The organism is Nonomuraea sp. NPDC004354 (assembly GCF_053602555.1).
Map to the genome: position 1 here is coordinate 94,854 of NZ_JBSGDV010000011.1, position 25,564 is coordinate 120,417.

Consider the following 25,564-nt stretch of genomic DNA (forward strand, 5'->3'; position numbering starts at 1 on the left):
GCATCTCAGGAGGATTCGCGGATGACCAGTTCGGTCGGCAGGATGACCGGATCGGCGGGACCGCCCTCGAACAGCCCCAGCAGCAGCCGTGTCATGGCCGCGGCCTGCTCGAAGATGTGGTGGCGGACCGTGGTCAGCGGCGGGTCGGTGTACTTGGCGGCCTCGATGTCGTCGAAGCCGACCACGGCCACGTCGTCGGGCACCCTGCGCCCCGCCTGGCGCAGCGCCTGCAGCGCGCCGACGGCCATGAGGTCGTTGCCGCAGAAGACCGCGTCGAGCTGGGGGTCGTCCTCCAGCAGCTGCCGCATCGCGACGGCGCCCGACTCCCTGGTGAAGTCGCCGATCGCCACGATGGAACGCCGGTCGGAGCCGCGCAGCACGGTGCGGTACCCCTCGAGCCGGTCAAGGCCGGCGATCATGTCCTGCGGGCCCGCGATGGTGGCGATCCGGCGCCGGCCGCTCTCCACCAGGTGCCGTACGGCCTCGGCCGCCCCGCCGACGTTGTCGTTGTCGACGAACGGGATGTCGATGGGGACGGCGGGCCTGCCGTACGAGACGACGGGGATCCGCATCCGCGCGATCGCGGCGGGCAGCGGGTCGCCGCCGTGCATGGAGATGAGCATGACGCCGTCGACGTGGCCGCTGGCGATGTAGCGCTCCACCCGCGCGTGGCTCTTGGCCGAGCTGGTCAGCATGAGCACGATCTGCTTGTCGGCCGCCTCCAGCTCCACGCTGGCCGACCTGATGACGGTGGAGAACATCGGGTCTTCGGAGAACACCCTGGTCGGCGGTTCGGAGAAGACCAGGGCGATCGAGTCGGTCCGCTGGGTGACCAGGCTGCGCGCCGCCGGGTTGGGCACATAGCCGAGCTCGTCGACCGCGCGCAGCACCGCGTCGCGGATGTGCGGGGCGACCGTCGACTGCCCGTTGACCACCCGGGAGACCGTGGCACGCGACACTCCCGCCCTGGCGGCGACCGCCTCGAGGGTGGGGCGCTTCATCCCTTGACGCTTCCGGCCAGGAGCCCGCGGACGAAGTAGCGCTGCATCGACAGAAAGACCACGAGAGGAATGATGACAGACACGAAAGCGCCCGCGGTCAGCCGTTGCCACTCGTTGCCCTTGGTTCCGGCCATCTGCGCCAGCCGGACGGTCATCGGCGCGCTCTCCGCGGTGCCGCCGCCGAAGATCAGCCCCACCAGCAGGTCGTTCCACACCCACAGGAACTGGAAGATCGCGAAGCTGGCGAGCGCGGGCGCCACCAGCGGCAGCACGATCCTGCGGAAGATCGTGCCGTGGGTGGCGCCGTCGACCCTGGCCGCCTCCATCAGCTCGTGCGGCAACTCGGACATGAAGTTGTGCAGCAGGAAGACGCCGAGCGGCAGGGCGAAGCAGGTGTGGGCGCACCAGACCTGGACGAACCTGCCGGTGCCCTCCAGGTTCCAGGCGGGCATGAGCTGCAGGCCGAACACCTCGACGCCCTCGGAGAAGAACGACAGCAGCGGCACCAGCGCCATCTGCAGCGGCACGACCTGCAGCGCGAAGATCCCGATGTAGATCCAGTCGCGGCCCCTGAACGGCAGCCAGGCCAGCGCGTAGGCGGCGAAGGCGGCGAAGGCCAGCGGGAAGAGCACCGACGGGATCGTGATGACGATCGAGTTGAGCAGGAAGCTGGCCAGCTGCCCGGAGGAGGAGGACGTGCCGAACAGCACCTCCTGGTAGTTCTCCAGCGTCAGCACGGGCGCGGAGAAGAACGTCCACCAGCCGGTGGTCTTGATCTGGTCCTCCGGCCGGAACGACGACAGCAGCAGGCCGACGGTGGGTGTCGTCCAGAGCAGCGCGATCAGCAGCGCGGCGAGGGAGGCCGTCCTGCTCGACAGGCGGGCGCGCACCCGGGCTGGCGCGGTCGTCATCGAAGGGCCCTCCTGCTGCGGATCTGGTAGATGACGATCGGCGTGACCAGCACGAACAGGAAGACCGCCAGCGCGGCGCCCTTGCCGGTCTCGCCGTAGCGGAAAGCCTGGTTGTACATCTCGTTGGCGATGACGCTGGTGTCGAACTGGCCGCCGGTCATGGTGCGCACGATGTCGAAGAGCTTCAGCGTGCCGATCGACTGCGTGACCAGCACGACGATCACCGCGGGCCGGATCGAGGGCAGCGTCACCCTGAAGAACATCTGCGCCGCTCCGGCGCCGTCGAGCTTGGCGGCCTCCACGATGTCGGCGGGGATCCCCTTGATCGCCGCCGACAGCACGACCGTGGCGAAACCGGCCTGGATCCAGACCATCACCACGATGAGGAAGAGCGTGTTGAGCGGCGGGTCGAGCAGCCACTGCCGGGGCTCGCCGCCGAGCCACACCACCACCTGGTTGAGCAAGCCGATCTGGTCGACGCCCTCGGGCCGGTAGGCGTAGACGAACTTCCAGATGATCCCGGCGCCGACGAACGAGATGGCCATCGGCAGGAAGAGCAGCGACTTGGCCAGCGACTCGAACCTGGCCCGGTCCACGATCACCGCGTAGACCAGGCCGATCGCGGTCACCAGCAGCGGGACGAGGACCACCCAGACGAGCGTGTTGCGCAGCACCGTGACGGCTTCCGGCTGGGTGAACATCCACGCGTAGTTGTCCAGGCCGACGAAGGCGGTGCCGTCACCGCTCATGAACGACAGCAGCGTGGTGCGGACGGCCGGGATCACCAGGCCCACGGCGAGCAGGACGACGGCGGGGGCGAGCAGGATCGCGGCGTGCAGGCGGGCTCTGCTGCGCATCGGGGCCCGGTCGAGAAGCAGCAGGACCAGGCCGACGACCGCGAGGAACGCGACGACGCCGATGACCAGCTGGATGAGTTTGGGCGACTCGGCGGCCAGGTCGAAGTCCAGGTCCAAGGGTCCTCCTGGGGGCCCTCGGGCGCCGGGGGCGGCGCCGGAGGGGGCGGACGTGAGCGGGCTGGGCGGGCGTTCCCCTGACCGGTACGGCAGGCGCCGCGCGGGCTGCCTGCCGTACCGGGGACTTCAGGAGGTGGGCCAGGAGGCGTCGATGAAGTCGAGCACCGTCTTGGTGTCCTTGCCGTTGATCCAGTCGGTCATGCCCTTCCAGAAGGTGCCGGAGCCGACGGCGGCCGGCATGAGGTCCGAGCCGTCGAACCTGAAGACCGTCGCCTCGTCGCGCAGCATCTCCATCGACAGCCTGTCGATCGGGTTCTGCGCGTTGGCGAGGTCGACGCCCTTGTTGGCCGACACGTACGTGCCCAGCTTCATCCTGGAGTTGGCGTGCTCGGGCGTGGCCAGGTAGCGCTGGAAGGCCTGCACCTCGGGCCGGTCGGCGAAGGCGGCGACGAACTCGCCCGCGCCGAGCACCGGCTTCGTGGCCGGGTCGTTGCCCGGCAGGTAGAAGGCGAAGACGTCACCGTCCTGGGCGACCTTGGTGCCCTCGGGCCAGAAGTTGGCGTAGAAGGAGGCCTGGCGGTGCATCGCGCACTTGCCCGTCGTGATCGGCACGCCGCCCTCCTGGAAGGCGGTGCTGGCGATCGACTTGACGGGCCCGTAGCCGCCGTTGACGTACTTGTCGTTCTTGAGGATCGCGCCCACCTTGTCGACCGCCGCGACCACCTTGGGGTCGTTGAACTTCAGTTCGTGGGAGACCCAGCGGTCGTACTCCTCGGGGCCGAGCTCGCGCAGGATGACGTCCTCGATCCAGTCGGTCGCCGGCCAGCCCGTCGCCTCGCCCGACTCGATGCCCGCGCACCACGGCTTGGTGCCGGCGGCCGCGATCGTGTCGCTCAGCTTCATCAGCTCGTCCCAGGTCTTCGGGACCTGCCAGCCCTTCTCCTGGAAGGTCTTGGGCGAGTACCAGACGAACGACTTCACGCTGGCGCCCAGCGGGGCGGCGTAGAAGGTGCCGTCCACGGTGCCGTAGGCGATCCAGTCCTTGGACCAGCCCTGGTCGGCCAGCGCCTTGACCTCGGCCGGGGCGGGCTTCAGCTTGCCCGCCTTCGCGAAGCGCGCCAGCAGGCCAGGCTGGGGGAAGAAGGCGAGGTCAGGCGGGTTGCCGCCGTCGGACCGCACCTGGATCTGCGCCTCGAACTCGCCCGTGCCCTCGTAGGTGATCTTCATGCCGGTGCACTGCTCGAACGTCTTCCAGTTCTGCTGGAAGAGGTCGGCCTCGGTGTCCCTGATGGGGGAGTAGACCGTGACCTTCTTGCCGTCGTGCTTGCCGTACTGCTGGAAGGCGGCGCAGTCGGCCGCGGGGGCCGCCTGGCCGGTGGAGGACCCTGACCCGGTGGAGCCGCAGCCGGTGACGACGAGCGCCAGCGCCGCGGCTCCGACGAGAAGTCGAGGGGCGGTGGTCATGTGCATCCTCCTGTGCCGGTGAGAGCGTTCTCTGAGAATTGATGGCGCACATGACGAGGTCAATATCGGGGGGATTACGGTTTGTTGGGACCCCAGGTAAACCCGTTGTCGCTGATCACGGACCTGTACCAGAGAGCGCTGTCCTTCAGGGTGCGGGCCTGGGTGGCGTAGTCGACGTGGACGAGGCCGAACCTGCGGCGGTAGCCCTCGGCCCACTCGAAGTTGTCCAGCAGCGACCAGACCAGGTAGCCGCGCAGGTCGGCGCCGGCCGTGATGGCCGCGTGGGCGGCGCGCAGGTGCCCCTCGAGGTAGGCGAGCCTGCCGTCGTCGTGCACCCTGCCGTGCTCCACGACGTCGTCGAAGGCGGCGCCGTTCTCGGTGACCATGAGGCCGACCCGCGGGTAGTCCCGCGACAGCCGTACCAGCAGGCGCGACAGGCCGCTGGGCACGATCGGCCAGCCCATGGCGGTGACGGGGGCGTCGGCGGGGGCGAAGCGCACGCCCTCCGAGCCCGGCCACGCGGCGTCGGCGGGCAGTCCGGGCGCCGCCTCGACCACGCAGGGGTTGTAGTAGTTGACGCCGACCAGGTCGATGGGGGCGTTGACGATCTCCAGGTCGCCGTCGCGGATGTGCGCGGTGCCGCCGTTGCGACCGGCGGCGCTCAGCACCTCCTCCGGGTACCGGCCGGCCAGCGCGGGGTCCAGGAACTGGCGGGTCAGCAGCGCGTGGATGCGCTGGACGACCTCGGCGTCGGCCGCGGACGGCGCCGCGTCGGGGTCGTTGACCTGGGCGGGTGTCAGCACCGGCGCCGAGTTGACCACCAGCATGATCTCCTCGGCGCCCTTCGCGCGCAGCGTCCTGGCCGCGAGCCCGTGGCCGAGCAGCAGGTGGTGCGCGGCCCTGAGCGCGTCGTGCGCGGAGGTACGGCCCGGCGCGTGCACGCCGTTGCCGTAGCCGAGGAACGCCGCGACCCACGGCTCGTTGAGGGTGGTCCAGTGGCTGACCCGGTCGCCGAGCCGGTCGTGCATGATCGCGGCGTAGTCGGCGAAGCGGTGGGAGGTGTCGCGGACGGTCCAGCCGCCCAGGTCCTCGAGCGTCTGCGGCAGATCCCAGTGATAAAGCGTGACGTATGGGGTGATGCCCGCTTCGAGGAGCTCGTCGACGAGCCTGTCGTAGAAGCCGAGGCCCGCCGAGTTGGCCGGTCCGGAGCCGGTGGGCTGGATCCTCGGCCAGGCGACGGAGAACCGGTAGGCCCCGAGGCCCAGCTCCCTCATCAGCGCCACGTCATCGCGGTAGCGGTGGTAGTGGTCGCAGGCCACCTCGCCGGTGTCGCCGTCGCGCACCTTCCCCGGCGTCGCGGAGAAGGTGTCCCAGATCGACGGGCCGCGCCCGCCCTCCTTCGCGGCCCCCTCGATCTGGTAGGACGCGGTGGCCGCGCCCCAGACGAAGTTCTCAGGGAAGACCACGGTCCCCCGCGCCTCCATGGTCGTGATCGTCATCCCTTGACAGCTCCTTGCATGATTCCTCCGATGATCTGCTTGCCGAGCAGGACGAACACGAGGATCAGCGGCAGGGTACCCACCGCCGTCCCCGACAGGCCGAGGACGTAGTCGTTGACGTACCCGCTGGCCAGCGTCGACAGTGCCACCTGCACCGTCGGGTTCTCCGGGGTGAGCACCACCAGCGGCCAGAAGTAGTCGTTCCACGCCGACATGAACGTCAGCATCCCGAGCACCGCCGCGGCCGGCCGCGCCGCGGGGAGTACGACGTGCCAGAACAGCCCCCAGGTCGTCGCGCCGTCGACCCTGCCCGCCTCCAGCAGCTCCGTGGGCAGCGCGCGGGAGAGGTACTGCGTCATGAAGAACACCCCGAAGGCGTTCACCAGCGCGGGCACCACCAGCGCGTACATCGAGCCGGTCCACTCGATCTTCACCATGAGCATGTAGAGCGGGATGATCCCAAGCTGGGCCGGCACCATCATGGTCGCCACCGTGATCAGCAGCAGGATGTTCCTGCCCCTGAAGGACAGCTTGGCGAAGGCGAACCCGGCCAGCGTCGAGAAGAACATCACCGCGATCGCGATCGACCCGGCGACCAGGAAGGAGTTGAGCAGGGCCAGGGCGAACGGCACGGTGTCGAAGACGCGCTGCACGTTGGCGAGGAAGTTGCCGCCGGGCAGCAGCGGCGGCGGCACCTCGGCCAGCGCCGAGTTGTGCCGCGAGGCCACGACCACGCTGTAGTAGAGCGGGAAGACCGAGAAGAAGGCCACCGCCAGCAGCGTCAGATAAGTGAGGCGTCGTCTCACTTGAAGGCCCCTCCCAGCCGGCGGGTCAGCAGGTAGTTGACGCCCGCCGCGACCACGACGAACAGGAACATCACCCACGAGGCGGCCGAGGCGTAGCCGAAGTCGAACTTGGTGAATCCCAGGTCGTAGACGTAGAGCGCGAGCGTCTGGAACTGGCGGTCCGGCCCGCCGCTGGTGATGCCGCCCGCGCCGCTGCCCGCCCCGAACAGCAGGGGCTCGGCCAGGATCTGCATCGCGCCGATCGTCGAGACCGTGACGACGAAGATGATCGTGGGCCGGATCATCGGGATGGTGATCTTCTTGAGCTGCGTCAGGTTCGACGCGCCGTCGATCGTGGCCGCCTCGTACAGCTCCCTGGGGACGGCCTGCATCGCCGCCAGGAAGATCAGCGCGTTGTAGCCCGTCCACCTCCACATGATCATCACCGAGATGGCCACGTGCGAGGTCGCGGTGCCCTCCGCCCAGGCCACGCCCTCGATCCCGAACCACGACAGCATCCAGTTGATCAGCCCGTAGTCGCGCCCGAACAGCTGGCTGAAGATGACCACGACCGCGACCACGCTGGTCACGTTCGGCACCAGCAGCGTGATGCGGAAGAACGTCTGCGCCCGCAGCGGGCGGTTGAGCAGGTGCGCCAGCCAGATGGCCAGCACGAGCTGCGGCGCCGTCGACAGGACGCCGATGGAGAAGGTGTTGAACGTGGCGTTCCAGAAGTAGCCGTCACCGAGCAGCGTGCCGAAGTTCTCCACCCCGATGAAGGTGTGCGTGTCGGAGGTGAGCGTCCACTCGTGCAGGCTCACCCACGCCGTGAAGATCAGCGGGAACACCCCGAAGGCGCAGAACAGCAGGAAGAACGGGGCCACGTAGGCGTACGGGGAGAGCTTGAGGTCGAGCGCGTGCCTGACGAGGCGGCGGCGCCTCCCGGGCACCGCGGCCGGCAGGGTGGCCATGCGGAAGTCCTCCAGGTCGATGCGGTACGGCGGGACGGGGCGCCCCGCCGTACCGGGGGCTACTTGATCTTCTGGACGTCCGCGACGACCTGCGCCCACGCCTCGTCGGGCGTCTGCTTGCCCTGCTCGACCCGGCCCAGCCCGTCGCCGACGGCCACGCGCACGTCGCCCTCCTTGGGGCCGAGGTGCTGGGGCTTGAGGGTGCGCGCCGCGTCGGAGTAGATCTTGCCGATCGGCGCGTCACCGAAGAACGGCTTGGTGAAGCTCTGGATCGACGGGTCGTCGTAGAGGGCGGGGATCGAGGGGAAGGTGCCCTCCTCCTTGAAGACGCGGGCCTGGTTGTCCTTCGAGGTGAGGAAGTCGATCAGCTCGGCCGCCTCCTTGGGGTGCTTGCCCTGCTTGGGGAGCAGCAGGTGCGAGCCGCCGCTGTTGCCCGAGCCGCCGGGGACCTTCGCGATGTCCCACTTGCCGGCCGCGTCCTTGGCCTGCTCCTGGATGTAGCCGGTCATCCAGGCCGGGCAGATGATCGTGGCGAACGAGCCCTTGGCGAAGCCGGTGTTCCACGGTGGGGAGAAGGCGGCCAGCTTGGCGCTCAGGCCGTTCAGGCTGAGCTGGTTGGACAGGTCCCAGGCCTTCTTGACCTCGGGGTTGGTGGCGACGACGATCTGGTCCTGGGCGTCGTAGAGGCCGACGGGCGCCTGGTTGACGATCGCGCGGAAGATCTCGCCGGGGGAGTCGACGAACTTGGCGTCCTTGACGTTCGCGGCGAACTTCTTGCCGGTCTCGATGTACTGCTCCCACGTCGGCCAGAGCTCGGCCACCTTCTCGCGGTCGGTGGGCAGCCCGGCCTTCTCGAACAGGTCCTTGCGGTAGCACATGGCCAGGCCGCCGACGTCGGTGCCGAGGCCGAGCAGCCGGGAGCCGTCCTTCGACAGGCCCTGCTGCCACTTCCAGTCCAGGTAGTCGCCCTGCCGCTTGTCCAGGCCGTACTGCTTGAGGTCGTGGAACTTGTCGGGCTGGGAGGTGAAGGAGCTGATGTAGCCCACCTCCACCGCCTCGACGTCGGCCGCGCCCGCGTTGGTGGCCAGCCGCTTGACCAGGTTGTTGTGGTGGTCGTTGAACTGCGTGACCCGCTCGACGATCTCCACGTTGGGATGGGTCTTCCTGTACTCCTCGTACAGCGGCTTGAAGCCGAAGTCGCCGAAGAGCGCGACGCTGAGCGTCACCTTCTCGGCGGTGCCGCCGCCCGTGGCGGCGGTCTGCTGTGATCCGCCGCCGCAGGCGGCGAGCGCGAGCGCGAGTGCGGAGGCGGTGAGCACCGGTACGGCGAGCCGCCCGAAGCGGCGGGCCTGGGAGTACGGCGTGGCCATGGAACCCTCCTCGAGGGCGGTGGGGAGTGACGGTGAGAGAGCGCTCTCTCAGAGGTTGCGGGTCGGGGGCCTGCCATGTCAACGGAGGGTTTCCGGGGTGCGCCAGAGAGCGCTCTCTCATCCGTCGCGGTGTTTCCCCAGGTGGCGGCCACGCCTCGGAATGATGGGAGCGCTCCCAGAGGGCCGGCCCGTTTCCAGAGTGTTACCTGTAGCGGGAGAGCGTTCTCTCAACCGAGGACGCGGCCGAGCACCTTGGCGTACATCCGGCCGGGGCTCGGCGTCGCCGGCGAGGTCAGGAACCCCGGCAGCATCGGCAGATCGACCGCGAACGCCTGCAACCGTTCGTACAGCACGTCGGCGTCGCGCGGCCGGTCCTCGACCGGCTTCTCCAGCAGGTCGGACAGCACCTTCCCGAGCGCGGCCGGAAGCCCGGGCACCGGGGGCGGCCGCTCCTTCACCTGCCTCTCGAACACGACGTACTCCGTCGGGCCGGTGAACAGCTGCCGCCCCGTCAGCATCTCGTGCAGCACGCAGCCGAGCGAGTAGAGATCGCTGCGCGGCTCGGCGACACCCCGCTGGATCTGCTCGGGCGCCATGTACGCGGGAGTGCCGAGGATCTGCCCGATCCTGGTGAACTGCGTGCCGTTCGCCTCCCGCAACATCGCCAGGCCGAAGTCGAGCACCTTGACGCTGCCGTCGCGACAGAGCATGAGATTGGTCGGCTTGAGATCGCGATGGCAGATCTCCAGCGCGTGCGCCGCCGACAGCACCGCGCACGCCTGCGCCGCGATCGCCACCGCCCACGGCACCGGCAGCGGGCCGTGCTCGCTCAGCAGGTCGGCGACCGTGACCCCGTCGATGAACTGCATCACCTGGAACAGCCGCTGCTCGTGCGTCCCGAAGTCGTACAGGACGGGCGCCCCCGGATGCTCCAGGCGCGCCAGGATGCGCGCCTCCCTGGTGAAGCGCCGCTCCAACTCCTCGTCGGCGTCCTTGCCGGGCAGCGGGTACAGCAGCTTGACCGCCACCCGCCGGTCGAGATGCCGGTCGTGGCCACGGTAGACGGCGCTCATGCTGCCCCGGCCCAGAGGAAGGTCGTCGAGCACGTAGCGGTCACCGATGACCATCCGCCTCTCCTGCCCCCTCCACGACCAGCCCGCTTGAGACTCTCCGGGGAATCTACAGCAACCAGGTGGATCTTGATCGCCGTGCGGCGCGGGCCCGGTCCCGCGGGCGCCGGACGTGGCCGCCGACGATCGGCCCATGGGGCGTCAGGAGATCACGGCGGTTCACGCGGACGCGGGCGGCCGTTGCCGCCCGCGGCTCGTCGTCGGCCTCCCACGGTTCTAGACTCGAGCGTGGACCTCGTCGCCCGGACGAGAGGCAGGTGCGCCGCGTGTCCGACGAGCATCTCACCCATGGCTGGGAGCAGGACCTCGACGCCGGAGACTCCCTGGTGCGCAGGTTCGTGCTGGCCAACGCCGACCGCAACGCCTTCGTCGCCGCCTGCGCGGGCGGGCGCGCCGAACGCTGGCAGGACCTCGCGGTCGCCGACCCCGCCTCGCCGGTCCTGTTCGACAACGCCGCCGTGCTGCTGGCGCCACCGCCGTACATCGACCTGGCGGACACGCTGCGGCGGCTGCTCGCCTTCTACCCGCCCGAACGCCACTTCGTGTTCCTGTCGGTCTGGCCGACGCCGGACCTGTCCACGGCGGGCCTGCGGCTGATGGGCCATCCTCCGCTCATGCTGCGCCCGCAGGGCGGGAGCCCGCCGCCCCTTCCCGACGGGCTCAGGATCGTCCCCGTCACCGACCGCCGCGGCCTGGCGGACTTCGTCCGCACGCTCGTCGAGGCCTACCCGATGCCGGAGGCGGAGGGCACGGTGTTCGGCGACGCGCGGGTCCTGGACGGCCCGATCAAGCTGTTCGTGGGATACGCCGGCGACCGGCCCGTCGCCACCTCCGGATCCCGGCTCGGGCACGGCATCGTCGACGTCGAATGGGTGTCCACGCTGCCCTCCCATCGCGGCAGGGGCATCGGCGCCGCCGTCACCTGGGCCGCCACGCTCGCCGAGCCGTACCAGCCGGCCATGCTCATCGCCAGCGACGAGGGCCAGCCGGTCTACGAGGCGATGGGGTACCTGCGGCTGATGCGGCTGACGATGTGGCACCGTCCGCCGGCGACCTGACGCGCACCCTCCCGGACGGACGAGCGGGCTGCCGGGCGGGCTGACGGGCGGCCGGATGGACACGCGCGTCAGGCCGACGGAGAGGCGCGCCGCCGGATGGGTGCGCGTGCCGGGCGGGCGCGCAGGGCGGGCGTGCCGGGCGGGCGGGCAGGGCGGGCGGGCAGGGCGGGTGCGCCGGATGGGCGTGCCGGGTGGGTGCGCCGGGTGGGTGCGCCGGGTGGGAGTCGGGTGGCGGGGCCGGTCGGTCACGGCCGCAGGACGAAGTCCCTGATCGCCGCGCCGATCTCGTGCGGGGAGTCCTCCTGGACGTAGTGGATGCCGCGCACGCCGACCTCGCGCTGGTTCGGCCAGGTGCGCGCGAACTCCAGCGCCCTGCCGACCAGGATCGCGCCGGGCTCGGCGGAGATCAGCAGCTTGGGGACGGCGCTGCGGGCCATCCAGCTCCCGTACGCCTCCACCACCTCGGCCACGTCCCGAGGCGTGCCGTCGATGGGCAGTTCGCGGGGGAAGACCAGCGTGGGCAGGCGCGAGTCCCGGTCGCCGAACGGCGCGCGGTAGGCCGCCATCTCCTCCTCCCGCAACGGACGCAGCACGCTTCGGGGCAGCACCGTCTCGACGAAGAAGTTCTGGCCCAGCAGCAGTTCCTCGCCTTCGGGCCCGCGCATCGCGCGGAACAGCGTGTCGCGGCCCTCGGGGAAGTCGGCCCACAGCCGCGGCTGGACGATCGCCTCCATGTAGGCGATCGCGCGCACGCGCTCGGGGTGGCGGCGCGCCCAGTGGAAGCCGAGCGCCGAACCCCAGTCGTGCAGCACCAGCGTGACCTGCCCCTCGGGCAGCACCGCGTCGAACCAGGCGTCGAGGTGGCGGGCGTGGTCGGCGAACCGGTAGGCCCTGTCGGCCGCGGGCTCGGAACGGCCCATGCCGACCAGGTCGGGCGCCAGGCACCGGCGGACGTCGGCCAGGTAGGGGATCACGTTGCGCCACAGGTACGAGGAGGTGGGGTTGCCGTGCAGGAACACCACCGGCTCGCCGTCGCCGGTGTCCACGTGGCTCAGGTGGGTGCCCAGCACGCGCACCTGCCGCCGCGGGTGCGGATCGGCGGCGGAGATGGTGTCGGTGTCGGTGACGGCGACGGCGGGGCTGGTGCTGGTGTCGGCAGCGGAGACGGTGTCGGTGCCGGAGATGGTGTCGGTGCCGGTGCTCGCGGTCATGGGTGTCGTCCTTCGGTCGGTGAGGTGGCAGGGGCCAGGAGGGTGCCGAACACCACGGTGGTGAAGCGCTCCAGCGGATCGGACGAGCGCTCCACCTTCATCCGCAGCATCGCCCCCTGCCAGGAGGCCATCAGGAAGTCGGCGAAGTCGGGTGCGGGCAGCGGCAGCGCGATCTGGCCTGCCCGCTGCGCCTCGTCCAGGCAGCGTGCGAACGGCTCGTGCCACTCGGTGAAGATCTGCGCCAGGTGCGTGCGGATGGCCTCGCTGGTCTCGGTCGAGTCCAGGCTGGTGTTGCCGATCAGGCATCCGTCGTGCCATTCGCGTGCCCGCAGCCGTTCGGTGATGGCGTCGAAGTAGGCGCGCAGCCGTTCCAGCGGAGGCCTGCCGGTGTCGTCCAGGGTCGCGGCGACGATCGCGCGGACGTCGGTGAAGTAGCGGTCGATCACCGCCAGCCCGAAGTCCTCCTTGGAGGCGAAGTGGTTGCTGAACGAGCCGAGCGGGACGCCGGCCGCCGCCGTGATGGTGCGGACGCTCGCGCCCACCAGTCCCGTCCTGCGGACGGCCTCCATCCCTTGGTCGAGGAGTTGGTCTTTCTTCGATGGTCTCGCCATGAGTCCAATATGGACGTTCATATTGGTTTCGTCAAGCCATGGGCCCCACAACCGGAAAGGCCTCCCGGGAGCGCGTGACGCGCCCCCGGGAGGCCTGTCGTTCCGGCGGGGTCAGACGTTGCGGCGGTACTGGCCGCCCGCCTCGAAGAGGGCCTCGGTGATCTGGCCGAGCGAGCACACCCTCGCCGCGTCCATCAGCACCTCGAACGCGTTGTCGTCCGACATGGCCACCTCCCTCAGCCGGCGCAGCGCCGCCGGCGCGGTGGAGCGGTTCCTCGCCTGGAAGCCGCGCAGCCGGTCGAGCTGGGAGTGCTTCTCCTCCTCGGTCCCCCTGGCCAGCTCCAGCGGCCCGTGCTCCACCTCGCCGCGCGGGTTGCGGAAGGTGTTCACCCCGATGATCGGCAGCGAGCCGTCGTGCTTGCGGGTCTCGTAGAGCATCGACTCGTCCTGGATCTTGCCGCGCTGGTAGCCGGTCTCCATCGCGCCGAGCACGCCGCCGCGGTCCGACAGGCGCTCGAACTCGCTCAGCACCGCCTCCTCGACCAGGTCGGTCAGCTCGTCGATGATGAACGAGCCCTGCAGCGGGTTCTCGTTCCTCGCCAGGCCCCATTCGCGGTTGATGATGAGCTGGATCGCCATCGCGCGCCGTACGGACTCGGCCGAGGGGGTGGTGACGGCCTCGTCGAAGGCGTTGGTGTGCAGGCTGTTGCAGTTGTCGTAGATCGCGATGAGGGCCTGCAGGGTGGTGCGGATGTCGTTGAAGTCCATCTCCTGGGCGTGCAGCGACCGGCCGGAGGTCTGGATGTGGTACTTCAGCTTCTGCGAGCGTTCGGCCGCGCCGTACCGCTCCCTCATCGCGACGGCCCAGATCCGGCGGGCGACCCGCCCGAGCACGGAGTACTCGGGGTCCATGCCGTTGGAGAAGAAGAACGACAGGTTGGGCGCGAAGTCGTCGATCCGCATGTCGCGCGCCAGGTAGGCCTCGACGTAGGTGAAGCCGTTGGCGAGGGTGAAGGCGAGCTGGCTGATGGGGTTCGCGCCCGCCTCGGCGATGTGGTAGCCGGAGATGGACACCGAGTAGAAGTTGCGCACCTGGTTGCGGATGAACCACTCCTGGATGTCGGCCATCATGCGCAGCGAGAACTCCGTGGAGAAGATGCAGGTGTTCTGCCCCTGGTCCTCCTTGAGGATGTCGGCCTGGACGGTGCCCCGCACGGTGGCGAGGGTCCTGGCGCGCAGCTCGGCCGCCTCCTGCGGGGACGGCGGGCGGCCCTGGGCGGACTCGAAGCGCTCGAGCGCCTGGTCGATCGCGGCGTTGAGGAAGAAGGCCAGGATCGTGGGGGCGGGGCCGTTGATGGTCATGGAGACGGAGGTGTTCGGCGCGGACAGGTCGAAGCCGTCGTAGAGCACCTTCATGTCGTCGAGCGTCGCGATCGACACCCCCGAGGTCCCGACTTTTCCGTAAATGTCGGGTCGGACGTCGGGGTCGTGGCCGTACAAAGTCACCGAGTCGAACGCGGTGGACAGCCGGGTGGCCGGCTGGCCCTCCGACAGCAGCTTGAAGCGCCGGTTCGTTCTGAACGGGTCGCCCTCGCCGGCGAACATCCTGGTCGGGTCCTCGTCGTCCCGCTTGAAGGGGAACACGCCCGCGGTGAACGGGAAGCGGCCCGGCAGGTTCTCCGAGCGCAGGAAGCGCAGCAGCTCGCCGTGGTCCTCGAAGCGGGGCAGCGCGACGCGCGGGATCCTGTTGCCGGAGAGGGTCTCGCGCCACAGCGGGGTGTGGATCTCCCTGTCGCGGACCCGTACGACGAGCTCGTCGGCGGTGTACTGCTCCCGCAACGCGGGCCACTCCGCCAGCAGCGCCCTGCTCTCGTCGGACAGCTCCCGCTCGGCCTGGGCAGCCAGCTCGTCCAGACGCGCATCCGTCACGTCCCGCCTGTCGGCGGGGGCAGCCGGCTCGTCCAGGCGCGCATCCGTCACGCCTCGCCCGTCGGCGGGGGCGCCCGCCTGCGACCCGCCCGCCGAACCGGCGGGTTCGCCCAAGAGCGCCCGGACGGCCGCCAGCTGCTGCCGGCGCCGAGCCACCTCCACCTGGGCCGTCGTCTCGGCGTGGTAGCCGCGCACCGTCTCGGCGATCTCCGCGAGGTAGCGGACCCGTGCCGGCGGCACCACCGCCGCCGCCGTCCTGGAGGTGCGCCCCTCGACCCGGGGCAGCAGGCCGGCGCCGGCCGGCATCCCCCGCTCCACGAGCTGGTCGCGCAGGTGGTGGTAGAGCGCCGTCACCCCCGCGTCGTTGTAGCGGGCGGCGATGGTGCCGAACACCGGCATCGCGTCGGGCGACACCCCGAACGCGGACCGGTTGCGCACCATCTGGCGGCGCACGTCGCGCAGCGCGTCCTCGGCCCCGCGCCGCTCGTACTTGTTGATCACGACGGCTTCGGCGAAGTCGAGCATGTCGATCTTCTCGAGCTGGGAGGCGGCGCCGAACTCCGGCGTCATCACGTAGATCGGCACGTCCACGTGCGGGACGATCCCCGCGTCGCCCTGCCCGATGCCGGGTGTCTCGATGACGACCAGGTCGTACCCGGCCGCGCGGCAGGCGGCGATCACGTCGTCGAGGCAGTCGGGCACCTCGCTCGCGCCTCGCGTGGCGAGGGAACGGAAGTAGGTCTGCCCGCCGAGGCTGTTCATCCTGATGCGGTCGCCGAGCAGGGCGCCGCCGCCGCGCCGCCTGGTGGGGTCGATGGCGATGACCGCCATGCGCAGCTTGTCGTCGTTGTCGACGTGGAACCTGCGCAGCAGCTCGTCGGTCAGCGACGACTTGCCGGACCCGCCGGTGCCGGTGATGCCCAGGACGGGCGCCCGCCGGACGGTCGATCCGGCACCGTCACCCGGAACGTTCTCCGCCCCCGCCACGGCATCGCCGGTCACACCGGTGGCGCTCTGGGCCGGGGTCGCGCCGCCCAGGGCGCGGATCCCCGCGAGCAGTTCCTCGGGCGCCCGCCCCGACTCGATCAGTGTGATCGCCCTGGCCAGCGCCGCCTGGTCGCCCGACGCGACGGCCTCCACGGACGGCGGGTCGCCGAGCTCGGCGTCGCATTCCTCGATCAGCTTGTTGATCATTCCGGGGAGGCCGAGCCGCTGGCCGTCCTCGGGGGAGAAGATCCTCGCCACGCCCCTGGAGTGCAGCAGCTCGATCTCCTCGGGGACGATCACGCCGCCGCCCCCGCCGTACACCCTGATGTGGCCGGCGCCGCGCTCGCGCAGGAGCTCGACGAGGTAGGTGAAGAACTCGACGTGCCCGCCCTGGTAGGAGCTGATCGCGACGCCCTGGACGTCTTCCTGGATGGCGGCGGTGACGATCTCGTCGACGGATCTGTTGTGTCCGAGATGCACGACCTCCGCCCCTTGTGACTGCAGGATCCGCCGCATGATGTTGATCGCGGCATCATGGCCGTCGAACAGCGCTGCCGCGGTCACGAAGCGGACGGGATGGGCCGGTACGTGCACGCCTGATCACTCCTTGGTGAGGGGCCTCCTCTCGAAGATACTAGGACGTCCTACTATTTCCCAGTGGCCGTCTCATACGGCCTGCGCCGCCTGGCCGTACCGCCCGGCGGGGTGAGCGGGTGCGCAGCGACCGGCGCGGCCGGCGCGCGCTCGCCGGAACGCTCCAACGGCAGGTGAGCGCGTTCCGCCTGCGCGCGCGAGCGGGCCTCGTCCGCCGGGACGCGGGTGCGGGGGACGCCGGGCGGTGCGGGGGTCGTGGTGCGCGCCTGGGGTGGCAGGGCGGGGACGGGACCGTGGAGTGATGGCGTGAGGCGGGCGGCGGTCACGTGCGGCGGTGGTGCGGGGGTGGTGCGGGCGGCGGTGACATGTGGCGGTGGCGCGGGGTCGGGGCTGACCCATGGGATGAGTTCCCGGCGATGGCGCCCGGAGCCGCGGGAGCGTCCCGCCATCCGGAACGAGACCACCACGGTGGTGAGCACCATCGCGGCGAGTAAGGCCTGCGGCGTCCCCAGCACGTCGAACGGCGACTCCCGTGTCATCGCCGGCGGCACGTGCGCCTGGACGGAGAAGGGCTCGAGCGGCTGGTCGGAGGGGCGTACCTCGATCAGCGTCGGATGTTCCTTGACCAGGCGGGGCAGCCCGTACCCGACGACCTTGTCGGTGTCGCGGATCTTGCGCTTGAGCCAGACCTTGTCGACGTTCGCCTCGATCGTGTGGATCTTCGATCCGGCGACCTTCTCGACGATCCCGACGTGGTCGATGCCCTTGTAGCTCTTGCCGCCCCTCCAGTCGTAGAAGACCAGGGCGCCTGGCTCGGGTTTTGGCGACCAGGCGCCCTGCTGGATGAACCAGGCCGCGTGCGAGGGCGTCCAGGCGAACTGCCCGACGTACTCCTGCAGGCCCGCCTTGTGCGCGGCCCAGGTGATGAACATGTCGCACCACGGCGCGTTGCGATACTGGGGGTCCTGGACGAGGTCGGCGTACCACGTGCCGAACTTGGTGTACTGGCCGCCCTTCTCGCGGTAGCCGAGCTCGGGGCGAGCCGCCTTCAGCAGTCCTTCAGCGATCGGGTCCAGGACGACTCCTTCCCAGAAGACCGGCGACTAACGAGGGACTGTAGTAGTGCCGTCGTGGCCGCGGGCCGGACATCCGGAAAGTGTCTAGATATGAGGCGAAATATGCGCAGTGTTGCTGCTGGGACGTACTAGTCGAGATAGCTGTAGAGCTTCTTCCAGCTGCCGCCGTACAGGCAGGTGGCCGACGGCTTCGAGGCCTTGATCTCGCCGCAGACCTTCGTCTCGACCAGGACGACCCGCTTCTCGACGAAGGAGAAGGACTTCGGGGTGCCCTTGGTGCAGTCGAGGCTGTAGAGGTGCTTGGTCGGCACGCTTCCGTCCTTCTTGAGGAAGGAGACGCGGAAGGCCGCCCAGCCGCAGGCCGGCCCCTTGGTCAGGTCGGTGATCGCGCCATTGATCTCCACCGTGGCGGTCGTCGGCGTGGTGGACGTGTCCCGGCTGAGCACGGTGAGCCTGCCCTGGGCGACGGCCTTCCTGCCGGAGGAGAACGTCGGGCCCCACGTCGTGCTGGGGCCGGCCCCGACGCCCGTGGCGGCGGACGCGGAGATGGGGGCGGAATCAGGCGCGGAAGCGGACGCGGACGCGACGGTGGCGGGTAAGGCCGCCAGCAGGCCGGCGGCGGCGATCAGGATGGTACGGCTGGTCCTCATCGGGAGTCCCTTCTCGTTGTACCGAGAGTGTGGGTTCCCGCGCTTTCAGATGGGTTGAGAACCGCCGTACCGATCAGGATCCGACGCCCACCCGGTACATCGACGTGCCGCCCTCGCCGGACGGTACGACGTCGGCCACGATGACGGTGACGTTGTCGGGCCCTCCGCCCTCGTTGGCCAGTTCGATGAGCCTGTGCACGGCGGCGTCGGGCTCGCCGTACGAGGTCAGGATCTCGTGGAGGGTCTCGGGGCCGAGCACGTCGGTCAGCCCGTCGGAGCACAACATGTAGCGGTCGCCGAGCTCCGCCTCGCGCAGCGACATGTCGGGCTCGGCCCTGCCCTCGCTGCCGAGCACGCGCAACACCATCGAGCGGCGCGGGTGGACCGCGGCCTGGTCCTCCGTGATGCGGCCTTCGTCCACCATCGACTGGACCAGCGTGTGGTCCTTGGTGATCTGGTAGAGCGCGCCGTCGCGCAGCAAGTACGCCCGCGAGTCGCCCAGGTGGGCCAGGGCGAACCTCGCGCCGTCCCACAACATGGCGGTCACCGTCGTGCCCATGCCCCTGCGAGCCGGGTCGATCTCGACCAGTTCGGCAAGCCTGCGCCCCGCCTCCAGCACGGCCGCCTCCAGGGCGGTTTCGAGATCGGCCCCCGCCTCTGGCAAGCTGACGTCGAGCTCGCGCAGCACCGCGATCGTGGCGGAGCTGGCAAGCTCGCCGGCCGCGTGGCCGCCCATCCCGTCCGCGATCGCCAGCATGCGGGCGCTCACGTAGCCCGAATCCTCGTTCTGCTCCCTTCGTCGGCCCACGTCCGACCCGGCGGCATAGCGGATGTTGTGCGTCATAGTAGGCAGTAAATCATTGGTTGAAACACTTCACAAGCAGATGCGCTGAAGAGTGTTGTGAACTAATGTGGCGTCCATGAGCCACGACCCGACCGTGAACGCCGGCGACATCGCTCGGCTCGCCGGTGTCGGGCGGGCCGCGGTGAGCAACTGGCGCCGCCGCCACGACGACTTCCCCAAACCCGTCGACGGAACCGCCGCACAGCCGCTTTTCGCGCTGCGCGAGGTCGAGGCATGGCTGAGTCGCTATGGGAAGTCCTACCAGGTCTCGCTGGCAGATCGCGCGTGGCAACGCCTGAAAGCTTCCGGAGATCTTCAGCTTGGCGAGCTCGTGGCCGCCGCCGGAGGTTTTCTCGCCGATCCCGGGGCCGGGGGCGAGGGGCTCGACGAGGGACAGGTCGCGGTGCTGCGCGAGCTGGCCGCCGAGCAGGGCGCGCCGGCCGCCTACGAGTTCCTGTGCGCCCGCTACTTCGAGGCCCACTCCCGCAAGCTCTCCGTCACCCGTGAGGACCTCGCGGCCCTGATGGTACGGCTGGCCGTCCCCGACGGCGGCATCGTCCTCGACCCGGCCTGCGGCGTCGGCACCCTCCTGCTGCCGCTGTCGCCCCGCGGCCGCGCCACGGGGGCGCCCGACGGCGTGAGGGTGCTCGGCCAGGAGCTGGAGGACACCTCGGCCCGCATCGCCGCCGCCCGGCTGGCGCTGCGCGGGGTCGAGGCCGAGATCGTCCACGGCGACTCGCTCAGGCGCGACGCCTTCCCCGGCCCCCGGGCCGACGCGGTGGTCTGCGACCCGCCGTTCAACGAGCGGTCGTGGGGCTATGACGAGCTCACCGGCGACCCGCGGTGGGAGCACGGCCTGCCGCCGCGCGGAGAGTCCGAGCTGGCGTGGGTGCAGCACTGCCTCACCCACGTCAGGCCGGGCGGCCTGGTGGCCATCCTCATGCCCGTCGCCGCGGCCGGCCGCAGGGCCGGCCGCCGCATCAGGGGCAACCTGCTGCGCGCCGGGGCCCTGCGCGCCGTGGTGGGGCTCTGGCCCGGCGGCCCCGACCTGTGGCTGCTGCGCAGGCCGCAGAGCGGGGAGCGCCCGCCGTCCGAGATCGTCATCATGGACGCCGAGGGCGACCTGAGCAGGGTCGAGCCCGGCCTGCGCGAGGGAGCGCACCGGGTCCGCATCATCGACCTGCTCGACGACGAGGTGGACCTCAGCCCCTCCCGCCACGCCCCGCGCGGCGGAGCCGACCTGGGGCGCGCCTTCGCCGACGCCCGCGCCCGTTTCCTGGCCGCCTCCGTCGACGCGCCCGATCTGGTGGTGCTCGACGAGCCGCGCGACCGGCCGGTCACCACGATCGGCGAGCTGGTCAAGGCAGGCCTGGTCACGATCCTCCAGGCGCCGCCCAGGATGTCGGCCGACGGCGGCGACCTGCCGGTGCTGACGGCCGACGACGTGGAGCGCGGCACCACCACACCCTCCGGCGCCACCACGGCCGAGCCCGGCCTGGTCAGGATCCAGCCCGGCGACGTCGTGGCCACCTACGCCACCGCGAGGGTGGTCGGCCAGGACGGCGCCGTCCTCGGCCCGCAGCTCACCCTCTACCGGGTCGACCAGCGCCGCGTGGACCCCCACTTCCTCGCCGGTTTCCTGCGCTCGGCCGGGGCCCGGGTGCCGGCCGGCTCCAGCAGGGTCGACGCGCGCCGTACCCGCCTGCCCAGGCTGTCGCTCAGCGAGCAGCGGGCCTACGGCGACGCCTTCCGCCGGCTGGCCGCCATGGAGGACGCCCTGCGGGAGGCGACCGAGCTCGGCGAGACCCTCATCAGGCTCGGCCACCAGGGTCTGGCCGACGGCCGCCTCCGACCTCCGGCCTGACCGGCGCGGCGCTCTCAGGCCGCGCACGTGTCGTGGGTGGCGTCGAACCCCTTCAGCGCCTCGGAGGCGCCCACCTGCATCGGCTTGAGGCCCTGCCAGTCGTCCCCGATCGTCAGCACCAGCCGCGGCGTGGCCGCCCCCGCCACCAGCCGCGGCGTGGCCGACAGCAGGTCGCGGGTGATCGTGGGGACGCGCGTCTCCCCGTTGGGGGAGTAGGCGAGCTGGGTCTTCGGGTACGGCTTGCGCGAGGCGTCGCCGATCCTGGAGACGTGGTAGCCGCGCTGTTCGAGCCCCACCGCCACCTGGCCGGCCAGGCCCGGCCGGAAGGTCCCGTTGCGCACCTCCACCTGGATCCGCGACGGCGGCACCTTCTCCTGCCCGCCCCTGACCCCCGTCACCTCCAGGTCCTTGGCGACGATCTGGAACAGGGTCCTGGCCTGCGGCTGCACCCACTCCACCCGCCCGGGATGGGACACGGAGTAGTACCACGGCGTCGTGACGAACCGGATCTGGCCCGCCGTCATGCCCCGCGCGCTCTCGGCGAGGTCCTTCATGACGCCGGGCGTGAGCCCCGGGTCGGTGGTGACGGCCTTGGTGGCCGCGTCGAGGAAGCCGAAGAGCCTGGCCGGGTCGGTGAGCGTGCGCCCGCTCATGACCTTCCTGAGCATGGCGGCGATGAACATCTGCTGCCGCTGGATGCGCCCGATGTCGGAGCCGTCGCCCATGCTGTAGCGGGCCCTGACGTAGCCGAGCGCCTGCTCGCCGTCGAGCGACTGCCGTCCCGCGTCGAGGTGGAGCAGCGCCTTGGTGTCGTCGACCCGCTCGGGCAGGCACACTTCGACCCCGCCGACCGCGTCGACCATGCTCTTGAACCCGGTGAAGTCGACCTTCACGAAGTGGTCGATGTGGATGCCGGTCAGCGACTCGATCGTCTTCCACGTGCAGCCGATGCCGCCCGAGTTGAACGACTCGTTGATCATGCCGAGATGGGCCGGCTGGCCCGGCAGCCTGCCCTTGGCGCGGCAGGCGGGAAGCTGGACCAGCGAGTCGCGGGGGAAGCTGATCACCATGGCCCCGTCACGCCTGGACGACACGTGGGCCAGCATGATCGTGTCGGTGCGCTCGCCCTCGACGGCGCGGCCGTACCTGGCGTTCCTGCCGTCGCGCTGGTCGGAGCCGACGATCAGCACGTTGAGCGCGGTGGTGGCGGCCTTGGGCGGTCGCGTGGCGTCGAGGTCGCCGGTGACGTCGATGTGCTTCACGTTGCTGGTCAGCTTGACGTACGCGCCGACCATCGCGCCGGCGACGGCGAGCGCCACCACCGTCGTCGCCACCACGACCCGGCGAAGCCAGCGCCGCCGCCCGGCGGGCGGCTCGGCGGAGGGCGACGGCGGATGCGGGGCGGCCACGAGACCGCTGCTCACATGTCACTCCAGGGGAGGGCCAGTCGAACCTCGCCGAGTGTACTGAGTCACACGGCGCCGGTACGGCGGAAGCCGCAGCAAGGGGAAGCAATAGGATCGAGCCCTTGGCTTTTGTCACCTTTTCGCCGGGAGGCGCTCATGTCCGATGTCACCTTCAAGGGCAACCCGATCACCGTGGGCGGCACCTTCCCTCAGCCCGGCGACGCGGCCCCCGCGTTCAGCCTCGTGGGCAAGGACCTGTCCGACGTGACGCTCGCCGACTTCGGCGGCAAGACCAAGGTGCTCAACATCTTCCCCAGCGTCGACACCGGCGTGTGCGCCGCGTCGGTCCGCCGCTTCAACCAGGTGGCGGCCGAGCACCCCGACGTGGCCGTGCTGTGCGTCTCGGCCGACCTGCCGTTCGCGCAGGGCCGCTTCTGTGGCGCCGAGGGCCTCGACAGCGTGGTGACGCTGTCGCTGATGCGGGGCAGGGAGTTCCTGGCCGACTACGGTGTGGCCCAGGAGTCCGGCCCGCTGGCCGGTCTGGCCGCCCGCGCCGTCGTGGTGCTCGACGGCGACAACAAGGTCGTCTACTCGGAGCTGGTCCCCGAGATCACCCAGGAGCCCGACTACGAGGCCGCGCTCAAGGCCCTGGCCTAGCCCGTTCGCGGCGGGCCCCCGCGGGGTCCGCCGCCAGGCCCGAAGGAGGAGCCCGTGGCCGTCGACGACACAGGACGCGAGGTGCGGGTGCCCGCGACGGTCGAACGCGTCGTCTCCCTCGTGCCCTCCCTCACCGAGTCCGTGGCGCCCACCGGCAAGCTGGTCGGCGCCACGGACTGGTGTACCCACCCGGCCGGCCTCGACGTGGTCAGGGTGCGCGGCACCAAGAACCCCGACCTCGACCGGATCATGGCGTTGGCGCCCGACGTGGTGCTGGCCAACGCCGAGGAGAACAGGGAACCCGACCTCGAGGCGCTCAGGCAGGCGGGCATCGCGGTATGGGTGACCAGGATCGAGACGGTCGAGGCCGCGTTCGTCTCCCTGGGCAGGATGTTCGAGCTGGCCTGCCGCACCCCGGAGCCGGAGTGGCTGGAGCGGGCGCGCCGGGCGTGGGACCTGCCGGAGCCCGCGGTCAGGCGCACCGCGATCATCCCGATCTGGCGGCGGCCGTGGATGGTGGTCGGCCGCGACACCTTCACCGGCGACGTGCTGAGGCGGCTGGGCGTCGACAACCTCTACGCCGCCCATCCCGAGCGCTATCCCAAGATCCCTCTCGCGGAGCTCGTGGCGAAGGACCCGGACGTGGTGGTGCTGCCCGACGAGCCGTACGCCTTCGGCGCGGACGACGGGCCGGAGTGCTTCGCCGGCAGCGCGCTGGTCAGCGGGCGGCTGCTGACCTGGTACGGACCCTCGATGGTGGAGGCTCCTGACGTCCTGCGGGCTAGTCTCGGCCTGTAGCGGGCAGGATGGGGTGATGCTGACCAGGCTCGTCCTCGTCGTGTCCCTGATCCCGTTCGGGCTGCTGCTCCTGCTGGCCAGGCAGCCGCTCAACCAGGTCGACCGGGCGGTGGCGCACGACCTGTACGCCGGGGCGCTCGCCGATCCGGCGTGGACGCGCCTCCTGCTGCTGTGGACCGACGCCCTGGGCCCGGCCACATGGCGGATCGTGGTGATCGCGATCGCGGCCTGGCTGATCTGGAAGGGCAGGCTCGGGGCCGGCGCCTGGGCGCTCACGGTGATCGTGGCCGGCGGCCTGCTCGGCGAGGCGTTGAAGATCGTCATCGATCGGGCCAGGCCCGCCTTCCCCGACCCGGTCGCCACCGCCGTCGGCATGTCGTTCCCGTCGGGCCACGCGCTGACCGCCACGCTCGGCGCGGGGGTGATCGTGCTGCTGCTCACCCCGAGGCTGCGCGGCAGGCCCGTGCTCCTGGTCCTGGCCTGGGGGATCGCCGCCTTCCTGGTGTTGTCGGTGTCCTACACGCGCGTCGCCCTCGGCGTGCACTGGGTCAGCGACGTGGTCGCGGGGATGCTGCTCGGCGTCGCGGTGCTCGCCGTGCTCACCCCGACGATCCCGCCCGCGCTTCCTGCCGCGCTCACCCCAGGGACGCGTCGACGCTCTCCGGGGAGAGCACATGCTCGGTCACCATCACCGCGGTCCCGATGACGCCCGCCCTGCCGCCCAGCCCGCTGGTGACGATCTCCAGGTTCCTCGTCGTGTACGGCAGGCTGTGCCGGTAGACGCTCTCCCTGATGCCGGTCAGGTAGTGCTCCCGCGTCTCGGCCATGTCGCCTGCCAGCACCAGCACGCCGGGGTTGAGCAGGCTCACCGCGGTGGCCAGCACCAGGCCGAGCGTGCGCCCCGCCTCCTGGGTACGGGCGATGGCCTCGGGGTCGCCCGCCTGCACCAGGCGCACCACGTCGCGGCTGCTCTTCTGCCCGAGGTCCTTGGCCACGGCGTGGCCGCTGGCCAGCGAGGCGACGCACCCCTTCGAACCGCACGTGCAGACCCTGTCGTCGCTCTCGCGCAGCCGTACGTGGCCGATGTTGCCGGCGCCCTCCTCCACGCCCCGGTAGATGCGCCCGTCGAGCACGATGCCGGCGCCGATGCCGGTGGAGACCTTCACCAGCAGCAGCGACGGCGAGTGCCGGTAGGCGGCCCACCACTCGCCGAGCGCCATCGCCTTGGCGTCGTTCTCCACCAGGATCGGCACGTCGAACCGGGCGCCGAAGGCCGCCTTGATCGGCAGGTCGTCCCACCCCGGCATCAGGAAGGACCTGAGCACCTTGCCCGAGGTGTGGTCGACCGAGCCGGGCAGGTCGAGGCCGACGCCGCAGACCTGCTCCCTGGTGCGGCCGGTGCGGTCGAGCAGGCGCTCGAAGGCCTGGAGCACCCAGGCCAGCACCTCCTCGGGGCCGCGGTCGATGCGCATGCTCTCCGACTCCTCGGCCTGCGGGCGGGCGGCGAGGTCGGTCAGCGCCACCCGCGCGTGGCCGGCGCCGAGGTCGGCGACGAGCACGACCCTGGCGGTGGAGTCGAGGGCGAGGACCGACGGAGGGCGCCCGCCGCCCGACGCCCCCTTGTCGGCCTCGCGGATGTAGCCGGCCTCGATCAGCCGGTCCACCCTGTCGGTGATGGTGGACCTGGACAGCCCGGTGTAGTCGATCAGCTCCTTGCGGGTACGGCACGTGCCCTGCCTGATCAACTGGAGGACGTGTCCCGCCGTCAGCATCA

22 protein-coding genes are annotated in these 25,564 nt (G+C 70.7%); 5 read left to right on the forward strand and 17 right to left on the reverse strand.

Annotated elements, in window-relative coordinates:
• Window positions 1-5: 5 nt before the first annotated feature.
• From ACWENQ_RS27500 to ACWENQ_RS27540, 9 genes are all read right to left on the reverse strand, one after another.
• Window positions 6-1,001 carry a LacI family DNA-binding transcriptional regulator gene (locus tag ACWENQ_RS27500; RefSeq protein WP_354919023.1) on the reverse strand — a complete coding sequence of 332 codons (996 nt, stop codon included), beginning with the start codon at window positions 999-1,001 and terminating at the stop codon, window positions 6-8.
• Window positions 998-1,912, reverse strand: a complete 915-nt coding sequence (locus ACWENQ_RS27505; protein ID WP_354919026.1) for a carbohydrate ABC transporter permease — start codon at window positions 1,910-1,912, stop codon at window positions 998-1,000. The genes ACWENQ_RS27500 and ACWENQ_RS27505 overlap by 4 nt, the downstream gene beginning before the upstream one ends.
• Window positions 1,909-2,880, reverse strand: coding sequence for a carbohydrate ABC transporter permease (locus ACWENQ_RS27510; RefSeq protein ID WP_354919055.1), 972 nt, complete (start codon window positions 2,878-2,880; stop codon window positions 1,909-1,911). Before ACWENQ_RS27510 ends, ACWENQ_RS27505 begins: the two co-directional genes overlap by 4 nt.
• 132 nt (window positions 2,881-3,012) lie before the next feature.
• The gene (locus ACWENQ_RS27515; protein WP_354919028.1) at window positions 3,013-4,350 is read right to left on the reverse strand and encodes an ABC transporter substrate-binding protein; all 1,338 of its coding nucleotides are present in this window, start codon (window positions 4,348-4,350) and stop codon (window positions 3,013-3,015) included.
• Window positions 4,351-4,424: 74 nt separating this feature from the next.
• Window positions 4,425-5,849: a GH1 family beta-glucosidase gene (locus tag ACWENQ_RS27520; protein ID WP_452416857.1), complete on the reverse strand. Its 1,425-nt coding sequence runs from the start codon at window positions 5,847-5,849 to the stop codon at window positions 4,425-4,427.
• On the reverse strand, window positions 5,846-6,655 hold the full coding sequence (locus ACWENQ_RS27525) for a carbohydrate ABC transporter permease (protein WP_449926856.1): 810 nt from the start codon (window positions 6,653-6,655) through the stop codon (window positions 5,846-5,848). The genes ACWENQ_RS27520 and ACWENQ_RS27525 overlap by 4 nt, the downstream gene beginning before the upstream one ends.
• Entirely contained in the window at window positions 6,652-7,605 is a 954-nt protein-coding gene (locus ACWENQ_RS27530; RefSeq protein ID WP_354919035.1) for a carbohydrate ABC transporter permease, read from the reverse strand. The genes ACWENQ_RS27525 and ACWENQ_RS27530 overlap by 4 nt, the downstream gene beginning before the upstream one ends.
• Window positions 7,606-7,664: 59 nt before the next feature.
• Window positions 7,665-8,975 carry an ABC transporter substrate-binding protein gene (locus ACWENQ_RS27535; RefSeq protein ID WP_449926852.1) on the reverse strand — a complete coding sequence of 437 codons (1,311 nt, stop codon included), beginning with the start codon at window positions 8,973-8,975 and terminating at the stop codon, window positions 7,665-7,667.
• 227 nt (window positions 8,976-9,202) lie between these two features.
• Window positions 9,203-10,102 (reverse strand): serine/threonine-protein kinase, encoded by a 900-nt coding sequence (locus tag ACWENQ_RS27540; RefSeq protein ID WP_452416858.1) that lies wholly within the window; start codon window positions 10,100-10,102, stop codon window positions 9,203-9,205.
• Between the two features lie 269 nt (window positions 10,103-10,371).
• Between ACWENQ_RS27540 and ACWENQ_RS27545 the strand changes: the two genes are divergently transcribed.
• A complete protein-coding gene (locus ACWENQ_RS27545) occupies window positions 10,372-11,163 on the forward strand; it encodes a GNAT family N-acetyltransferase (protein WP_452416859.1) in 792 nt (263 codons plus the stop codon).
• A gap of 245 nt (window positions 11,164-11,408) precedes the next feature.
• Here the strand turns inward: ACWENQ_RS27545 and ACWENQ_RS27550 are convergent, their stop codons facing one another.
• The 6 genes from ACWENQ_RS27550 to ACWENQ_RS27575 all read right to left on the reverse strand — a co-directional run bounded on the left by ACWENQ_RS27550 (window position 11,409) and on the right by ACWENQ_RS27575 (window position 19,065).
• Window positions 11,409-12,374 (reverse strand): haloalkane dehalogenase, encoded by a 966-nt coding sequence (locus tag ACWENQ_RS27550; protein ID WP_452416860.1) that lies wholly within the window; start codon window positions 12,372-12,374, stop codon window positions 11,409-11,411.
• Complete coding sequence (locus tag ACWENQ_RS27555; RefSeq protein WP_452416861.1) at window positions 12,371-12,985, reverse strand: TetR family transcriptional regulator C-terminal domain-containing protein; 615 nt, start codon at window positions 12,983-12,985, stop codon at window positions 12,371-12,373. The genes ACWENQ_RS27550 and ACWENQ_RS27555 overlap by 4 nt, the downstream gene beginning before the upstream one ends.
• Before the next feature lie 111 nt (window positions 12,986-13,096).
• The gene (locus ACWENQ_RS27560) at window positions 13,097-16,495 is read right to left on the reverse strand and encodes a methylmalonyl-CoA mutase family protein (RefSeq protein WP_452416863.1); all 3,399 of its coding nucleotides are present in this window, start codon (window positions 16,493-16,495) and stop codon (window positions 13,097-13,099) included.
• A 53-nt stretch (window positions 16,496-16,548) separates the two neighbouring features.
• Window positions 16,549-17,571, reverse strand: coding sequence for a CHAP domain-containing protein (locus ACWENQ_RS27565; RefSeq protein WP_452416980.1), 1,023 nt, complete (start codon window positions 17,569-17,571; stop codon window positions 16,549-16,551).
• A 128-nt stretch (window positions 17,572-17,699) separates the two neighbouring features.
• Window positions 17,700-18,221, reverse strand: a complete 522-nt coding sequence (locus ACWENQ_RS27570) for a hypothetical protein (RefSeq protein ID WP_449926837.1) — start codon at window positions 18,219-18,221, stop codon at window positions 17,700-17,702.
• Window positions 18,222-18,294: 73 nt separating this feature from the next.
• Window positions 18,295-19,065 (reverse strand): PP2C family protein-serine/threonine phosphatase, encoded by a 771-nt coding sequence (locus tag ACWENQ_RS27575; RefSeq protein WP_449926834.1) that lies wholly within the window; start codon window positions 19,063-19,065, stop codon window positions 18,295-18,297.
• A 76-nt stretch (window positions 19,066-19,141) separates the two neighbouring features.
• On the opposite strand from ACWENQ_RS27575, the gene ACWENQ_RS27580 reads away from it, so the two are divergent.
• Complete coding sequence (locus ACWENQ_RS27580) at window positions 19,142-20,929, forward strand: N-6 DNA methylase (RefSeq protein WP_452416865.1); 1,788 nt, start codon at window positions 19,142-19,144, stop codon at window positions 20,927-20,929.
• 14 nt (window positions 20,930-20,943) lie between these two features.
• Here the strand turns inward: ACWENQ_RS27580 and ACWENQ_RS27585 are convergent, their stop codons facing one another.
• Window positions 20,944-22,353, reverse strand: coding sequence for an LCP family protein (locus tag ACWENQ_RS27585; protein ID WP_452416866.1), 1,410 nt, complete (start codon window positions 22,351-22,353; stop codon window positions 20,944-20,946).
• A gap of 138 nt (window positions 22,354-22,491) precedes the next feature.
• Here ACWENQ_RS27585 and tpx point away from each other — a divergent pair, with 138 nt between their 5' ends.
• From tpx to ACWENQ_RS27600, 3 genes are read left to right on the forward strand one after another with little or no spacing between them, the layout of a single operon-like run.
• Window positions 22,492-22,992 (forward strand): thiol peroxidase, encoded by a 501-nt coding sequence (gene tpx / locus ACWENQ_RS27590; RefSeq protein WP_449926825.1) that lies wholly within the window; start codon window positions 22,492-22,494, stop codon window positions 22,990-22,992.
• Between the two features lie 54 nt (window positions 22,993-23,046).
• Window positions 23,047-23,790, forward strand: coding sequence for a helical backbone metal receptor (locus tag ACWENQ_RS27595; protein ID WP_452416868.1), 744 nt, complete (start codon window positions 23,047-23,049; stop codon window positions 23,788-23,790).
• Between the two features lie 16 nt (window positions 23,791-23,806).
• On the forward strand, window positions 23,807-24,496 hold the full coding sequence (locus tag ACWENQ_RS27600) for a phosphatase PAP2 family protein (RefSeq protein ID WP_452416870.1): 690 nt from the start codon (window positions 23,807-23,809) through the stop codon (window positions 24,494-24,496).
• Here the strand turns inward: ACWENQ_RS27600 and ACWENQ_RS27605 are convergent.
• On the reverse strand, window positions 24,426-25,562 hold the full coding sequence (locus ACWENQ_RS27605) for an ROK family protein (RefSeq protein WP_452416872.1): 1,137 nt from the start codon (window positions 25,560-25,562) through the stop codon (window positions 24,426-24,428). The genes ACWENQ_RS27600 and ACWENQ_RS27605 overlap by 71 nt on opposite strands.
• Window positions 25,563-25,564 lie beyond the last annotated feature (2 nt).

Excerpts from the sequence above, each read along its gene's own strand:
- ACWENQ_RS27580 (WP_452416865.1), top strand. The coding sequence starts at position 19,142 with ATGAGCCACGACCCGACCGTGAACGCCGGCGACATCGCTCGGCTCGCC.
- ACWENQ_RS27535 (WP_449926852.1), bottom strand. The coding sequence starts at position 8,975 with ATGGCCACGCCGTACTCCCAGGCCCGCCGCTTCGGGCGGCTCGCCGTA.
- ACWENQ_RS27530 (WP_354919035.1), bottom strand. The coding sequence starts at position 7,605 with ATGGCCACCCTGCCGGCCGCGGTGCCCGGGAGGCGCCGCCGCCTCGTC.
- ACWENQ_RS27570 (WP_449926837.1), bottom strand. The coding sequence starts at position 18,221 with ATGAGGACCAGCCGTACCATCCTGATCGCCGCCGCCGGCCTGCTGGCG.
- ACWENQ_RS27540 (WP_452416858.1), bottom strand. The coding sequence starts at position 10,102 with ATGGTCATCGGTGACCGCTACGTGCTCGACGACCTTCCTCTGGGCCGG.
- ACWENQ_RS27550 (WP_452416860.1), bottom strand. The coding sequence starts at position 12,374 with ATGACCGCGAGCACCGGCACCGACACCATCTCCGGCACCGACACCGTC.
- ACWENQ_RS27575 (WP_449926834.1), bottom strand. The coding sequence starts at position 19,065 with ATGACGCACAACATCCGCTATGCCGCCGGGTCGGACGTGGGCCGACGA.
- ACWENQ_RS27520 (WP_452416857.1), bottom strand. The coding sequence starts at position 5,849 with ATGACGATCACGACCATGGAGGCGCGGGGGACCGTGGTCTTCCCTGAG.
- ACWENQ_RS27600 (WP_452416870.1), top strand. The coding sequence starts at position 23,807 with ATGCTGACCAGGCTCGTCCTCGTCGTGTCCCTGATCCCGTTCGGGCTG.
- ACWENQ_RS27605 (WP_452416872.1), bottom strand. The coding sequence starts at position 25,562 with ATGCTGACGGCGGGACACGTCCTCCAGTTGATCAGGCAGGGCACGTGC.
- ACWENQ_RS27500 (WP_354919023.1), bottom strand. The coding sequence starts at position 1,001 with ATGAAGCGCCCCACCCTCGAGGCGGTCGCCGCCAGGGCGGGAGTGTCG.
- ACWENQ_RS27515 (WP_354919028.1), bottom strand. The coding sequence starts at position 4,350 with ATGACCACCGCCCCTCGACTTCTCGTCGGAGCCGCGGCGCTGGCGCTC.
- tpx (WP_449926825.1), top strand. The coding sequence starts at position 22,492 with ATGTCCGATGTCACCTTCAAGGGCAACCCGATCACCGTGGGCGGCACC.
- ACWENQ_RS27505 (WP_354919026.1), bottom strand. The coding sequence starts at position 1,912 with ATGACGACCGCGCCAGCCCGGGTGCGCGCCCGCCTGTCGAGCAGGACG.
- ACWENQ_RS27555 (WP_452416861.1), bottom strand. The coding sequence starts at position 12,985 with ATGGCGAGACCATCGAAGAAAGACCAACTCCTCGACCAAGGGATGGAG.